We start from the raw sequence: 15660 nt of genomic DNA on the forward strand, positions 1-15660 counted from the left end.
CGGTGTGTCAGTCACCACAGTTTCATCTGAACCACCGCATTCGCGAGCAAGCCCGCTCCCACAGAAAAGCACAGCTTGCAGCGGATCCTCAGTTACGGGACGGGAACAGGCCATTCAGGGCGATGCTGAAGTTGATCGCCAGGAACGGATTCATGACTGACATCGGCAGGCCATTGCCCGTGGGGGCGACCGTACCGCTGACGGTCGTGCTCACGCCTTTGAGCGGCACCGGCGAGGCGCCTATCTGGTCGGAATAGATATTCGCCGCACCCGGCCCGGTGCCCGAAGTGCCAATGAACGAGTTGGTGGCGGTCGGAGTATTCGCCGGATTGCTCGCCGGGTTCGCCAGTTGCAGCGTGGTATTGGCGGTGATGCCGGTAAGGGTGTGGGTGTGGTTCGGCAGGTTGTTCAGGGTCGCGGTGACGTTTTCGGTGCCGGAAACCTCGCCGATGACCCGTGGGGTGAGCCCCAGGCCGTTACCCTGGCCCAGGGGCAGCCGGCCTTGCAGGTTGGGGAGCATGAAGTTGGTCGAGCCATTGCCTCCGTAGTAGGTGCCGAGCAGTGAGAAAAGCGCTTGGTATTGCGCGATGCCGAGCGTCTGCCCGTAGCACAGCGCCCAACCGCTGGGTGCAAAGTTAAAGGCAAACGGCTGGATGGTGCCCATGAAGACTTCCATAGATTCCTCGTCCCTCAGGTTATTGGTCTGGATCAGCTTTCAGTTGAACGCGATGTAGAAATAGCCCACCGTCGGGTCCCGTCCCATGGGCGGTATGCGCGACACGAACAGCCCTTCGAGCCGCCCCAGTCCGGGCACTTCCAGGGTACAGAGTCCGTCCACGAACTCCGTGGTCTCGAGGCTGTTGAATTCCACGCTGAACGGCATGCGCTGCGCGTTCGGCATCTTTGCCCGGGGGGTTTGTTCAAGGGACTCGATCCGCACGGGCAGGCGGCTTCCGTCGGGCAGGGTGAGGTTGCGGGTCTGGCCCAGCAACGGTTGGAAATGGTGGCTATGAACCTCTTGCAGCATGTCGGTACTCCAACGGATCGGAGGGCCGCAACCCTCCGGCGGGCCATCAGTTGCGGGACGGGAAGTAGCCTTGCAGGGCAATGCTGAAGTTGATCGCCAGGAACGGGTTCATGATCTCCATTGGCAGACCGTTGCCGGTCGGCGAAATCGTGCCACTGACGGTGGTGCTTACCCCTTGCAGGGGCACTGGCGAGGCGCCGACCTGATCCGAGTAGATATTCGCCGCGCCTGGCCCGGTACCCGAGGTGCCGATGAACGAGTTGGTGGCCGTGGGCGTATTCACCGGGTTGCTGGCCGGGTTCGCCAGTTGCAGGGTGGTGTTGGCCGTGATGCCGGTGAGGGCGTGGGTGTGGTTGGGCAGGTTGTTGATGGTTGCCGTAACGTTCTCGGTGCCGGAAACCATGCCGATGACCCGTGGGGTCAGGCCCAGCCCATTGCCCTGGCCAACGGGCATCCGGCCTTGCAGGTTAGGGAGCAGAAAGGTGGTCTGGCCGTCCCCTCCGTACGTCACGCCGATCAGCGCGAACAACGTCTGGTATTGGGCAAGGCTGAGCGTTTGCCCGTTGCACAGCGCCCAGTCCCTGGGTGCGAAGTTAAAGGCGAACGGCTGGATAGTGCCGATGAATACTTCCATGGAATCCTCATCCCTCAGGTTGTTGGTCTGGTAGTGCCTGACGGGACACAACGAAGGAGTGCGATCAGCCCGACTCCGTTCTTTCCCTGGCCTGGTCACGCACGGCTGAGCGTAGACGCGGATGTCGGATCTTGCCGGGCATCGGCAGCGGAAAGATGTTGCGGGCCGGCTTAATCGATTCAGGCGCGCGGGGCGCTGATACCGTCCATCTTTTTTACAGTTGGGACGGAAGCTGATGTCAAAGTAGTACTAGGCGAGGTTTATTTCCTCGGCTACGCTCTGAGTACAAAAGGACTAAAAACGGTGAAGGGATTGTCACAGTTTCACTTTATTTCCGGCTTGCCGCGCTCGGGCTCGACCCTTCTTTCCGCAATCCTGTTGCAGAATCCGCGCTTCCACGCCGGCATGACCAGCCCGGTCGGTTCGCTGTTCAGCAGCGTGTTGCAGCAATGCAGCGCCGGCAGCGAGTTCGGCTCGGTGATCGACACCGACCTGCGCCGTCGCCTGCTGCGCGGGCTGTTCGACTCCTATTACGCCGACAAGGCCGACAAGCCGGTCATCTTCGATACCAACCGCCAATGGTGCGCGCGCCTGCCGGCCCTGCAAGACCTGTTTCCCCAAGCCAAGACCATCGCCTGTGTGCGCAATGTCGCCTGGGTGCTCGACAGTCTGGAGCGGCTGTATCGCGCCAACCCCTTCGAGAACACCAAGCTGTTCAACGACGATGACGAGCGCAACACCGTCTACAGCCGTTGTGAAACCCTGGCCCAGCGCAACCGCCTGGTGGGGTTTGCCTGGACGGCGCTCAAGGAAGCCTATTACGGCGAGAACGCCGAGTCGCTGCTGATCGTCGACTACGACCTGTTGAGCCAGGCCCCCGAGCGGGTGATGCGCCTGGTGTACGAGTTCATCGGCGAGCCCTGGTTCGAACACGATTTCAATCACTTGACCTACGATGCGCCGGCCTTCGATCAGGCCTTGGGCGTTGCCGGCCTGCACAAGGTCAAGCCCAAGGTCGCGCCGCAAGCGCGGCGGACCCTGTTGCCGCCGGACCTGTTTGAAAAGTATGCCCAGTTGTCGTTCTGGCGCGATGGGTCCGCCAGCGCCGCCAACGTTATCCGTATGAAAACCGACGCCGCGCTCAGTTGATCGCGGTTTTTTTCATTTGCGTGTTCAAGAAGTTCGAGTCCAGGTGAACGTCATGTGGTGGAGCAAAGGTAAATCGCGGGTAACCGAGGGCGCACAGGCCCTGGCATCGCCAATGATCATGTCGCTGGAGCCGCGCATGCTGTTCGACGGCGCGGTGGCCGCGACCGTGGCCGAGGCTGCGCAGCCGGACGCCCATCCCACCGCTGACGCGGCCAAGGCGCCGACGGCCGACCAGCCGGCCGATACCCATGCACCCCAAGGCCAGGTGGATGCCACCCAGGCCGCCGTTCCGGGCAAGTCGGTGGTGTTTGTCGATTCGCGGGTCAAGGATTCTGCCAACTTGCTTGAGGGTGTTGCACCCGGCACCCAGGTGGTTCAGCTGGATGCGTCCAAGGATGGCCTGCAACAGATTGCCGACTACCTGGACACCCACCAGGGCGTCAGTTCGGTGCAAATCATCGCCCACGGTAACGCCGGTGACCTGTGGCTGGGCAACGCCTACCTGTCGGCGGATAACGTCCAGGCCCGCAGCGAGGTGCTGGCGCAGATCGGCCAGGACATGAACGCTGGCGGCGATATCCTGATCTACGGCTGCTACACCGCCGAAGGCGACCGGGGTATGGAATTGGTCGACTCCCTGGCGCAGCTGACCGGCCGTGACGTGGCCGCGTCCAACGATCGCACGGGCCTGGGCGGCGACTGGGACCTGGAAATTGCCACCGGCAATATCGAAAGCGCCAACGTGCTTTCGACCCAGGCCATGAGTGAATACCAATGGGGCCTGGCGACCTGGACCGCCACCAACAACGCCAATACCGGCATCGGCTCGCTGCGCGCGGCCCTGGCCTCTGCGCAGAACGGCGACATCGTCACCTTCAGCAGCGGCATGACCGTCGCGCTGACCCAGGTGCTGGTGGTCAACAGAAACGTGACCATCGACGGCGATCTCAATAACGACAACGTCGCCGATGTCACCCTCGACGGGCAATTCCGCACTCAGGTGCTCAATGTGACGTCCGGTACGACCGCGACCCTCGATGGCCTGGTGATCACCCGCGGCATGGTGGCGGGCAACGGAGGTGCCGGTGGCGATGATGCCCTGGTGGCCCAGGGCGGCGGGATCTACAACGCCGGGACCCTGACCCTGCGCAACGTCACGGTGACCGCGAACGCCGCATCGGGCGGTGGTGGCGGTGGCGGCGTGACGCCGCAATACGCCGGTGGGGGCGGTGGCGGTGGCGGCGCGGTCGGCAGTGGTACGGGTGGCCGCGGTGGCGACACCCTCAATGCCACGGGCTCCTTAGGCTCGACCGGACAAGGCGGCGCCGGCGGCGGCTTCTTCAACATGGGCGGGCGGGGCGGCAACTCCACCGGTGGCGCGGGCGGTTCGGCGTATCCGGGCTACAGCACCGGCTCGGCCGGTGGCACGGCTTCCAGCGCCGGCTTGTCCATCGGCGGTGGCGGTGGCGGCGACGGCTACAACGACATCGGCGGTGCCGGCGGCGGCGCGGTGGGGGGGATCTACAACGACACCGGCGCAACCTTGCGCATCATCGGCAACTCGGTGATTTCCAACAACATCGGCGCCGGCGGTGGCGGTGGCGGTGGCGGGGCAGGTGGCGGCTACAGCCAGACCGGTGGCGCGGGCGGCGTCGGCGTAGGCGCGATCTGGAACAAAGGGGCGATCCTGATTACCGCTGCCAACTTCGCGGCCCTGTCGGGCAACGTCGGCGGCAGCGGCGTCGGTGGTACCAGCGCTGGCACCGCCGGCACCTCGCCGGCTTCCGTCGCCAATGTCTATGGCGACGGCGGGACCATCAACACCAACTATGTGCCCGACACGACGCCTCCCACCGCGACTGTCGTGGTGGCGAACACCAGCCTGAACTCTGGCGGCACCTCGTTGGTGACGATCACCTTCTCCGAAGCGGTGACGGGCCTTACTGCGGCCGACTTGTCGGTGCAAAACGGCAGCGTCGGCGCCTTGAGCAGTGGCGACGGCGGCATCACCTGGACCGGCACGTTGACGGCGGCCAGCAACATTGCCGACACCACCAACGTGATCGCCCTGGACAACACCGGCGTTGCCGACCTGGCTGGCAACGCGGGCGTGGGCACCACCAACTCGAACAATTACGTGGTCAACGACACCGTGGCGCCGACCGCGACCATCGTGGTGGCCGACACCGCGCTCAAAAGCGGTGAAACCTCGGCGGTGACCATTACCTTCTCTGAAGCGGTGACCGGTTTCACCACGGCCGACCTGACGGTGGCGAATGGCACGCTCAGCGGCCTGAGCAGCAGCGACGGCGGCATCACCTGGACCGCGACCCTGACACCGGACGCCGATGTCACCGATACCACGAACCTGGTGGTGCTGGACAAAACCGGGGTCGCCGACCTGTCTGGCAACGCGGGCGTGGGCACCACCAACTCCAACAACTATGCCATCGACACCCTGCGCCCGACCGCCACCATCGTAGTGGCTGACACCGCTCTGAGTGTGGGCGAAACGTCCCTGGTGACCATCACCTTCAACGAGGCGGTGACCGGTTTCACCACCGCCGACCTGACGGTCGCCAACGGCACGGTGACCGGGCTGAGCAGTAGCGACGGCGGCATCACCTGGACCGGCACATTGACGCCGAGCGCCAGCATCAGCGACACCAGCAACCTGATCACGCTGAACAGCGGCAGTATTGCCGACCTGTCCGGCAACGCGAACACGGGCACCACCGACTCCAACAACTACGCGATCGACACGCTGCGCCCGACCGCCACGATCGTGGTGGCCGACACCGCGCTGGCCGCAGGTGAAACCTCGCTGGTGACCATTACCTTCAGCGAAGCCGTAAGTAGCTTCACCCTGGCCGACCTGACGGTCCCCAACGGCGCCTTGAGCGGCCTGAGCAGCAGCGACGGCGGCATCACCTGGACCGCGACGCTGACGCCGAGTGCGAGCATCACCGATGCCACCAACCTGATCGTACTGGCGAACACCGGTGTGCTCGACGCGGCCGGCAACGCTGGCACCGGCACCACCAGCTCCAACAACTACGCCGTCGACACCCAGCGTCCGACGGCCAGCATCGTGGTTGCGGACACCGCGTTGAGCATTGGCGAAACGTCACTGGTGACCATTACCTTCAGCGAGGCGGTCACAGGCTTCACCACGGCTGACCTGAGTGTTGCCAACGGTACCGTCACCGGGTTGAGCAGCAGCGATGGCGGCATTACCTGGACCGGCACCCTGACCCCGACCGCCAGCACCAGCGACGCCAGCAACGTCATTACCCTGGACAATACCGGCGTCAGCGATGCAGCAGGCAACGCTGGCAGCGGCACCACCGATTCCAACAACTATGCCATCGATAATGTGCGTCCTACCGCGACGATCGTGATCGCCGACACCAGCCTCAGCATCGGCGAGACGTCCGTGGTGACCATCACCTTCAGCGAAGCGGTGACCGGCTTCACCCTGGCCGACCTGACGGCGGCCAACGGTCTCTTGAGTGGCTTGAGCACCAGCGACAACATCACCTACACCGCGACCTTCACCCCGAGCGCCGGCATCAGTGACACCAGCAACCTGATCACGCTGGATAACACCGGCGTCGTAGATGGGTTGGGCAACGCTGGCACCGGCACCACCGATTCCAACAGCTACGCGGTCGATACCCAGCGCCCAACTGCGACCATTGTGGTGGCGGACAGCGCATTGAGCGTCGGCGAAACGTCGTTGGTGACCATCACCTTCTCCGAAGCAGTCAGTGGCTTCGACAATTCGGACCTGAGCGTGGCCAACGGTACGCTGAGCGCGGTCAGCAGCAGCGACGGCGGTATCACCTGGACCGCCACCCTGACGCCGACCCTGGGCGTCAGCGACGCGACCAACCTGATCACCCTGAACAACACTGGCATCAGCGATGCGTCGGGCAACGTCGGTACCGGCACCACCAGTTCCAACAATTACCAAGTCGATACCAACGTGCCCACGGCGACCATCGTGGTGGCCGATAATGCGCTGAGCATCGGCGAGACGTCCCTGGTGACGATCACCTTCAACTCGGCGGTCAGCGGTTTCGACAATTCCGACCTGACCATCAGCAACGGTACGCTGAGCAACGTGTCGTCTTCCGACGGCGGCGTCACCTGGACGGCAACCTTTACACCGAGCGCGAGCATCTCCGACACCAGCAACCTGATCACTCTGGACAACACCGGTCTGATCAACGGCGCTGGCAATGCGGGGGTTGGCACCACCGATTCCAACAACTACGCCATCGACACCGTGCGCCCTACCGCAACCATCGTCGTTGCCGACACGGCCATTGCCGCCGGCGAGACGTCGCTGGTAACCATCACTTTCAGCGAAGCCGTAACGGGCTTCACCAGTGCCGACCTGAGCGTTGCCAACGGCACGATCACCGGGCTGAGCAGCAGTGACGGTGGCATCACCTGGACCGCGACGTTCACGCCGACCGTGGGCATCAGCGACACCAGCAACCTGATCACCCTCGACAACAGTGGTATTGCGGACCTGGCGGGCAACGCTGGCAGCGGTACCACCGACTCCAACAACTACACCCTCGACACCCAGCGCCCAAGCGCAACGATCGTGATTGCCGACAGCAACCTCAGCGTCGGTGAAACGTCACTGGTGACCATCACCTTCAGCGAGGCGGTGACCGGCTTCGACAATTCAGACCTGAGCGTCGCCAACGGTACCCTGAGTGCGGTCAGCAGCAGCGACGGTGGTATCACCTGGACCGCGGTGTTCACCCCGACCTCCGCCACGCGAGACGCGTCCAACCTCATCATCCTGGACAACAGCGGCGTAAGCGACGCGGCGGGCAACACCGGCACGGGCACGACCACTTCCAACAACTACGCCGTCGATACCCAGGTACCGACCGCCACAATCGTGGTGGCCGACACTTCGCTGAGTATCGGTGAAACCTCGTTGGTGACCATCACCTTCAACGAAGCCGTGAATGGTTTCGACAACAGCGACCTGAGCATCAGCAACGGCACGCTGAGCAATGTCTCGTCCAGCGACGGCGGCGTGACCTGGACGGCCACGTTCACCCCGAGCGCCAGCGTGTCCGACACCAGCAACCTGATCACGCTGGACAACACCGGCGTGCGCAATGGCGCGAACAACGCCGGGGTCGGCACCACCGATTCCAACAACTACGCCATCGACACGGTGCGCCCTACCGCAACCATCGTCGTTGCCGACACGGCCATTGCCGCTGGCGAGACGTCGCTGGTAACCATCACTTTCAACGAAGCCGTAACGGGCTTCACCAGTGCCGACCTGAGCGTTGCCAACGGTACGCTCAGCGGGCTGAGCAGCAGCGACGGCGGCATCACCTGGACCGCGACGTTGACGCCGACCGTGGGCGTCAACGACACCAGCAACCTGATCACCCTCGACAACAGTGGTATTGCCGACCTGGCGGGCAACGCTGGCAGCGGCACCACCGACTCGAACAATTACAGCGTCGATACCCAGTTGCCGACCGCCACCATCGTGCTCAGCGATTCAACATTGAGGCCGGGTGAAACCGCGCAGGTGACCATCACCTTCAGCGAGGCGGTGACCGGCTTCACCAACGCCGACCTCTCGGTTGCCAACGGCACCTTGAGTGCCGTCAGCAGCAGCGACGGCGGCATCACCTGGACCGCGACGTTCACGCCAACCCTCGGCGTGACCGATGCCAGCAACCTGATTACCCTGGACAACAGCGGCGTGAGCGACGCGGCCGGCAACGCCGGGACAGGCACCACCAACTCGGCCAACTACGCGGTCGAGACGCGGGTGCCAACGGCCACTGTCGTGGTGGCGGATAACTCACTCACGGTGGGCGAAACCTCACTGGTGACCATCACCTTCTCGGAAGCGGTCAGCGGGTTCGACAATGCCGACCTGAGCGTGAGCAACGGTACGCTGAGCAACGTCTCGTCCAGCGATGGCGGCATCACCTGGACGGCGACGTTCACTCCGGCGAGCAACATTACCGACACCAGCAACCTGATCAGCCTGGACACCAGCGGCGTGGTCAACGTCTCGGGTAACAGCGGGGTTGGCGTAGTGAATTCCAACAACTACGCGATCGACACGGTGCGCCCGGGCGCGACCATCACCGTGGGCGATACCACCCTGGGCATCGGCCAGACTACCACCGTGACCATCAGCTTCACCGAGGCGGTGACCGGCTTCGATCTGTCCGATATCAGTGTTGCCAATGGCGTGTTGTCCAACCTCGCCAGCAGTGACGGCGGCCTGACCTGGACGGCGACCCTGACGCCGACGGTGGGGGTCAACGATGCCACTAACCTGATTCTGCTCGACGCCAGCACCGTGCAGGACATCGCCGGCAATGCCGGGGTAGGCATCGCGATTTCCAGCAACTACGCACTCGACGCTACCCGCCCTACGGCGACCATCGTGGTCGCCGACTCGAACCTGACGGTGGGCGAGAGCACGCAGGTGACCTTCACCTTCAGCGAGGCGGTCAGCAATTTCGACCTGTCGGACCTCAGCGTCACCAACGGTGAACTGACCAACCTGACCACCAGCGACGGCGGCAGGACCTGGACAGCAACGTTCACGCCGACGGCGAATCTCACCGACCCGAGCAACTTCATCGCCCTGGACACCAGCAACGTCAGCGACCTGACGGGTAATGCCGGGGCCAGCGTGGTGGTGTCCAACAACTATGCGATCGACACCGTGGTGCCCAACGATGTGAAGCCACCGCCGGAGTTCCTGGTTTCGGACCCTGTCGTGGTCACGCCACCGTCCGAGGTGCCGTTGCAGCCGATCGTCTTCACGCCACCCACTGGCAACCTGGGCACGCCGCTGGGCTTCCCGCCACTGTTCGAGCAACGGGACGTGGGCGGCCTTCAGCCGATAGGCAGTATTTTCATCAATCAGGGCGCACTGGCGCCGAGCTACATCGCCCAGGTCTTCAGCACTGACGCGGGAGGAGATGGCACAGGCCAGGGGTTCCTGGGCTTTGGCGGTGGCGATGGCGGGGTATTCGGCAGCAGCACGATTTCGACGCTGTTCAACCACGACGCAGGTTCTGACAGCGAATCGATGAACGCCTTCGGCAACTCATCGATGCAGGGTGGCGATGTGTCCCAGGGCCTGCGCGGCATGTTCGGCGCACCGACCCTGGGCCAGCAGCTGCAACACCTCAAGGACACTGAACAACGTCAGGTCGATAGCCTGGCGATGGCTTTGCAACAGGTCGGCATCAGCCAGGTGCAGGCCTGATAAATCTAAAAAATTGGGGCAGTCAGGGGCAATCCAGGGAATGAATAGAAGTCAGAAGTTATTCGCAATGAGTGCGCTGGCGTTGGTGGTCAGCGGATGTGCCGTCACCAGCGAGCCGATCGATCGAAGCGTCAGCGAACAGCGCGCCAAGACCGACCTGCAGAACATGTACAAAGGCCAGGAGCCCCTCAGTGGCCCGCTGACCTTGCACCAGGCCATGGCGCGAGCGGTGAAGTACAACCTCGAAGGCCGCTTGAAGATCATGGAGGAGGCCCTGGCCAAGCGTCAGCTGGACCTCGCCAGTTTCGACATGCTGCCGCGCATGGCACTGGATGCCGGTTATGTGGGGCGCAACAATGTCAGCGCCTCCAGTAGCCAGAGCGTCGAAACCGGCACCCAGTCCCTGGAACCGTCGACCTCCCAGGACCGCGACCGTGAGGTGGCCGACCTGACCATGGTCTGGAACGTCCTCGACTTCGGCGTCAGCTACATCAGCGCCAAGCAGGCCGGCGACCAGCGGCTGATCGTCCAGGAACGCCGGCGCAAAGTGATCAACACCATCGTCCAGGACGTGCGCTCGGCCTACTGGCGAGCCATGGCCGCCGAGCGCTTGCTCAAGCAGATCGACAGCCTGATGGCCCGGGTCGAGTCGGCGCGTGGCAATAGCCAGAGCATGAGCGAACAACGCATCGGTGACCCGGTGCAGGCCCTGGGTTACCAGCGCTCGCTGATCCAGGCAACCCGTCAGCTCGAAGAACAGCGCCGCGCGTTGTCTTTGGCGAAGACCGAACTGGCGACCCTGATCAATCTGCCGCTGGGCACCGAGCTGACCCTGGCGACCCAGGATGAATACGAGATTCCGGAGCTCAAGGTCGACCTGGCGCGTCTTGAACAGGAAGCCCTGACCAGCCGTCCGGAACTGCGCGAGCAGGACTACCAGACGCGCATCACCGCCGCCGAAACCCGCAAGGCCATGCTGCGCCTGCTGCCGGGGCTGGAGTTTTCCGCCGGTGGGCATTACGACAGCAACTCGTTCCTGGTGGAGCAGGGCTGGGCCGACTATGGCGTGAAAGTCACCTGGAACCTGTTCAACGTGATCTCCGCTCCCGCGGCCATCGACGTGGCCAAGGCCGGCGAAGAAGTCGCGTCGGCGCGGCGCCAGGCGATGTCGATCGCCGTGCTGGCGCAGCTGTATGTTGCCAACGCCAACTATCGTGAAGCATTGCGCCAGTTCAAGACCAACCAGCAGCTGTCGGACATCGACGGGCAGATCGTCGGCCAGTTGCGCAGCCGCCATCAGGCCGCCGGCATCGGCGAACTGGACCTGATCCAGGGTGAACTGAACACCTTGCAGGCCGATCTGCGGCGCGACCTGTCCTATGCCGACCTGCGCAACGCCTACGGCCAGATCTTCGCCAGCGCCGGCCTCGACCCGCTGCCGAACGAGGTGCAATCGACCGAGGTCCAGTCGATTGCCACGGCACTGGCTAATCGCGAGGCCGCCTGGGCCCAGGGCAACATCGCCGTGCCGACTGCCCCGGTGACGCAATAACCGGCGCTCGGCAATGGAGCGCCCGGCGTTTTCCCGGCTGCCGGTGACGGTGAACCTGCCGTTGCTCTTGCAGGCCCTGGCCGCCGTCGGGGACGAACGTTGGCAAGGGCATTTCAACAGTGCCTACTACAGCGGCGACTGGAGTGGTGTGGCGCTGATTTCAGCGGCCGATGCCTTGACCGAGCTGTCCCCGGGGCATGCCCGTCCGCTGCACCGCGCACCGTGGTCTGAGGACGAACGCTGGCATCAGGCGTTGCGGGAATGGCCGCTGGAGATTGTCTCGGCCCGGCTGCTACGGCTGGGGCCGGGCGGGCGGATCCATGAGCACCGCGATTATGACCTGGGCGGGCCGGATGCCGACCTGCGCCTGCACGTTCCGCTGCTCAGCTCGCCTGAAGTGGATTTCTGGCTGGACGGGCAGCTTGTTCCGATGAGCGCGGGGGAGTGCTGGTTTCTCGACCTGTCGCGGCCCCATCGTGTCGCCAATCGCAGCCTTGAGGCGTCACGCATTCACTTGGTGCTCGATTGTCGTCCCGGGCCCTGGCTGGAACAGCAGATTGCCGAAGGGCTGGCTACCACGCCCGCTGCCGGTGTCGGGCAAAGCGACCTGGCCCGTTTTCAGCAGCGCGTAGAAGCCGATCCGCGACTCGCCCGGACCCTACAGCAGCTGCATGACGTAGATGTGTTCATGGAGCAGGCAATTGCGCTCGGCGCCGAATCGGGACTGCACTTCACCCATGAGCAATTACGCTCGGCCATGCGCCACGGCCGTCGGCAGTGGAGCAATCAGTGGAAAGCCTGAACCTGCACGGTTGGTTGCCGATCCGCGTAGGGCAAGCGCTTGGGCAGTGGCAGGTGGACTGGTGCTGGTTCGGTGAGGCGCGATTGTCACAGCCGTTCTTTGGCGACGCCGTGGAGGACGCGCTGCGCCTGCCCTTCAACCAGGTGTTCCGCCGCCAGACATCCTTGGACGTGCTCAGTCAGTGGCAGCAGCAGAGCCCCGGCCTGGCGCCCAGAGCGTTTATTTTCCATGCCTCGCGTTGCGGTTCGACACTGATCAGCCAGATGCTGGCGCAATTGGACGACCACATTGTCATCTCCGAACCACCGCCGCTGGACACGCTGCTGCGCAGTGACCTGCCTGGTGCCGAACGCAGCGCCGCGCTCAAGGGCCTACTGTCGGCCTACGGGCAACGCCGCCGAGGCATGGAGCAACGCCTGGTGATCAAGCTCGACGCCTGGAACCTTGGTGAACTGCCGCTGCTGCGCGAATGCTTCCCCGACACGCCCTGGCTGTTTTTGTACCGCGATCCCCTGGAAATCGCCGTGTCCCACCTGCGCCGTCCCGGCATGCACATGGTGCCGGGGATGATCGGGGCCAGTGTGCTGGACGATGGCCTGGCCTTTGCCGGTCAGGAAGACTTCATTGCGCGACGCTTGGGACGGCTGTTTCAGCTGGGGCTGGAGCATTGCCGGGAATTTGCCGGGATGGCGGTGAACTACAGCGAACTGCCCGCTGCGATGGCCGGCAGGTTAGCGGCGTTCTTTCATCTGGATGAAGCGCACTGCCGGCAAGCGTTCGCGGCGGTGGGGCAACATGCCAAGCAGCCGGCGCAGGTGTTTGTCGGGGACAGCGCGGACAAGCGCCGGGAGGCTTCGCAGTTGCTACGGGACCGGGTTGAACACTGGGCGCAGGGGCCCTATGCAGCGCTGGAGAAATTGAGAAGCCCCTGAGCCAAGGTCGCTTTTGTGTCGAGGGAGCTTGCTGCCGCTCGGTTGCGCAGCAGCCGTAACATTTTTAGGGCCGCTTCGCCCGAGGCGTCGGACCGGCCCAGCGGGAGCAAGCTCCCTCGCCACAAGGATTGTGCAGGGCTTGATTGAGTTTTGATCAGTCTGGCGGTGATCCAGGAGCTAGACTGCGAGATAACACTCTGTTCAGGAGCCCCCGATGGAAACCCCGATCCACAGCCTCTCGGCGCTGTTCAAACAGCTGGGCCTGGACGACGATGCCCAGAGCATCGACCAGTTCATCGCCACCCATTCACCCCTCAAGCCCGACCTGCGCCTGGCGGATGCGTTTTTCTGGAGCGAAGGCCAGAAACAATTGCTGCGCGACGAAATCCTCGAGGATGCCGACTGGGCGGTGGTGGTGGATCAGCTGGATGTGATGTTGCGCAAAGGGCGAAGCGAGTAATACCCCTGAAGAAACTCGGCCCCTGTGGGAGCGGGCTTGCTCGCGAAGGCGGCGTGTCAGTTGAAGAAACTGTTGCTGACGCTCCGCTTTCGCGAGCAAGCCCGCTCCCACAATGAACCGCATCGAAACTGACATTGGTAATTTGGTTATTAATAAATAGCTTCTTATTCCTTAAACAATATAAATCTCATCCCTATACTCCTCCGTGAACAGACACGCAGGAGAGCACCCATGCGCAACGAATCGATTCGCTACCTGATTGTGCCGGGCTGGCAAGGATCGCCGGAAAATCATTGGCAGACCCACTGGCAGAACAGCCTGCCCAACAGTGCCCGGGTCGAGCAGGCCGACTGGCTGACGCCTCGGCGTGAAGACTGGGTGGCGGCGTTGGCCGAAGCGATTGCCGCTGACAGCACCCCGGTAATCCTGATCGCCCATAGCCTGGGCTGCATCACCGTCGCCCATTGGGCCGCCACCGCGCCGCTGCAATTTTTGCGGCAGGTGCGCGGGGCGCTGCTGGTGGCGCCAGCGGACGTGGAGCGGCCGGCTTGCGTTCCGGCGTTGCGCAATTTCGCACCGATTCCCACCGACCTGTTGCCATTCCCCAGCCAGGTGGTCAGCTCCGACAACGACGCTGCCGTGAGCGCCCCGCGCGCCTTGGAGCTGGCGCGCAACTGGGGGGCCGAGGCCGGGATCCTGGCCGGGGCGGGGCACATCAATGTGAAGTCCGGTCACCACCGTTGGGAGCAGGGTTTCGCCTATCTCTATCGTCTGCAAAACCGCATGGAGCATCACGCCCTGCGACGCGCCTGAATTTTTTTTGCGCCCTCCCGTCTCCCGGCGGTTTGGGGCGGGAGACTGCCATGAGCTTGCATGAAACCTTCGGTCAGCCCTTGCTGACCTTTCCCGATGCGGAAAAAAGCCCCCTGAGCATTCGCGCCAAGGCGCTGGTGTTCGTCGACCCGCGCTCGCGACAGTTGCGCCAGGAGTTGGAGCAATTGGCGCCGCGGGCAATCTCGGTACTGATCCGCGGCGAAACCGGAACCGGCAAGGAACTGCTGGCCCGACACATCCACCGCGAAAGTGATCGAGGCGGGTTGTTTGTCTCGGTCAACTGCGGCGCCATCAGCCCGACCTATGCCGATGCCGAACTGTTCGGCTACGCCGCCGGCAGCTACAGCGGCTCGGCCAGCAGTCGCGCCGGCTGGTTCGGCTCGGCCAATGGCGGCACCCTGTACCTGGATGAAATCGGCGACTTGCCGCTGCCGATCCAGGCCAAGTTGTTGGCGGCCCTGGAGAACCACGAAGTCACCCGCGTCGGCGCCCCGCAGCCCAGCCCGGTGGATGTGCGCCTGGTGGCGGCCACCAGCATTGACCTGGCGCAAGCGGTGACCGCCGGGAAATTCAACGAGCGGCTCTACCATTACCTCAGCGAAGGCCGGCTCGAACTGCCGGCCCTGCGTGAGCGGGTGGGCGATATCCTGTCCCTGGCCGAGTATTTCCTGGGCATCTACAGCCAGCGCCTGGACCTGGGTGTGCCGCTGATCAGCGAGGCGGCGCAACGCGCGCTCGAACGGCATAGCTGGCCGGGTAACACCCGCGAGCTGGAAAACGTCATCCATTTCGCGCTGCTGGTCAGCGGTGGCGATGAGATCTTGCCGGAACATCTGAACCTGCCGCCCCAGCCTTCGGCGCTGGCGGCGATCGAGCAGCAGCTGGCGCATGTCATCGCTCGCGGTACCGAGGCTGAACGCACGGCGCTCAAGGCATTGCTCACCCGCCTCGACCAGACGCTATAAAACCCGTGGCGGGGGGG

Annotated in this window: 11 protein-coding genes; 8 read left to right on the forward strand and 3 right to left on the reverse strand. The window is 63.8% G+C overall.

Annotated elements, in window-relative coordinates; all coding sequences use genetic code 11:
* Positions 1–88: 88 nt before the first annotated feature.
* From RGM2987_RS03100 to RGM2987_RS03110, 3 genes are read right to left on the reverse strand one after another with little or no spacing between them, the layout of a single operon-like run.
* Positions 89–676 carry a tail fiber protein gene (locus RGM2987_RS03100; RefSeq protein WP_245138651.1) on the reverse strand — a complete coding sequence of 196 codons (588 nt, stop codon included), beginning with the start codon at positions 674–676 and terminating at the stop codon, positions 89–91.
* Between the two features lie 39 nt (positions 677–715).
* On the reverse strand, positions 716–1027 hold the full coding sequence (locus tag RGM2987_RS03105) for a hypothetical protein (RefSeq protein ID WP_245138652.1): 312 nt from the start codon (positions 1025–1027) through the stop codon (positions 716–718).
* A gap of 46 nt (positions 1028–1073) precedes the next feature.
* Positions 1074–1661, reverse strand: coding sequence for a tail fiber protein (locus RGM2987_RS03110; RefSeq protein WP_245138653.1), 588 nt, complete (start codon positions 1659–1661; stop codon positions 1074–1076).
* A gap of 303 nt (positions 1662–1964) precedes the next feature.
* Here RGM2987_RS03110 and RGM2987_RS03115 point away from each other — a divergent pair, with 303 nt between their 5' ends.
* From RGM2987_RS03115 to RGM2987_RS03150, 8 genes are all read left to right on the forward strand, one after another.
* The gene (locus RGM2987_RS03115) at positions 1965–2810 is read left to right on the forward strand and encodes a sulfotransferase (RefSeq protein ID WP_245138654.1); all 846 of its coding nucleotides are present in this window, start codon (positions 1965–1967) and stop codon (positions 2808–2810) included.
* A 52-nt stretch (positions 2811–2862) separates the two neighbouring features.
* On the forward strand, positions 2863–10098 hold the full coding sequence (locus tag RGM2987_RS03120) for an Ig-like domain-containing protein (RefSeq protein ID WP_245138655.1): 7236 nt from the start codon (positions 2863–2865) through the stop codon (positions 10096–10098).
* Positions 10099–10138: 40 nt separating this feature from the next.
* Positions 10139–11650 carry a TolC family protein gene (locus RGM2987_RS03125; RefSeq protein WP_245138656.1) on the forward strand — a complete coding sequence of 504 codons (1512 nt, stop codon included), beginning with the start codon at positions 10139–10141 and terminating at the stop codon, positions 11648–11650.
* A 13-nt stretch (positions 11651–11663) separates the two neighbouring features.
* Positions 11664–12452: an aspartyl/asparaginyl beta-hydroxylase domain-containing protein gene (locus RGM2987_RS03130; protein WP_245138657.1), complete on the forward strand. Its 789-nt coding sequence runs from the start codon at positions 11664–11666 to the stop codon at positions 12450–12452.
* Entirely contained in the window at positions 12440–13384 is a 945-nt protein-coding gene (locus tag RGM2987_RS03135) for a sulfotransferase (protein WP_245138658.1), read from the forward strand. The genes RGM2987_RS03130 and RGM2987_RS03135 overlap by 13 nt, the downstream gene beginning before the upstream one ends.
* A 214-nt stretch (positions 13385–13598) precedes the next feature.
* On the forward strand, positions 13599–13844 hold the full coding sequence (locus RGM2987_RS03140) for a DUF2789 domain-containing protein (protein ID WP_245138659.1): 246 nt from the start codon (positions 13599–13601) through the stop codon (positions 13842–13844).
* Between the two features lie 231 nt (positions 13845–14075).
* Positions 14076–14657, forward strand: coding sequence for an alpha/beta hydrolase (locus RGM2987_RS03145; protein WP_245138660.1), 582 nt, complete (start codon positions 14076–14078; stop codon positions 14655–14657).
* 50 nt (positions 14658–14707) lie between these two features.
* The gene (locus RGM2987_RS03150; RefSeq protein WP_245138661.1) at positions 14708–15643 is read left to right on the forward strand and encodes a sigma 54-interacting transcriptional regulator; all 936 of its coding nucleotides are present in this window, start codon (positions 14708–14710) and stop codon (positions 15641–15643) included.
* Positions 15644–15660 lie beyond the last annotated feature (17 nt).

The sequence above is a fragment of the Pseudomonas sp. RGM2987 genome, from assembly GCF_022952855.1.
Taxonomy (GTDB): domain Bacteria; phylum Pseudomonadota; class Gammaproteobacteria; order Pseudomonadales; family Pseudomonadaceae; genus Aquipseudomonas.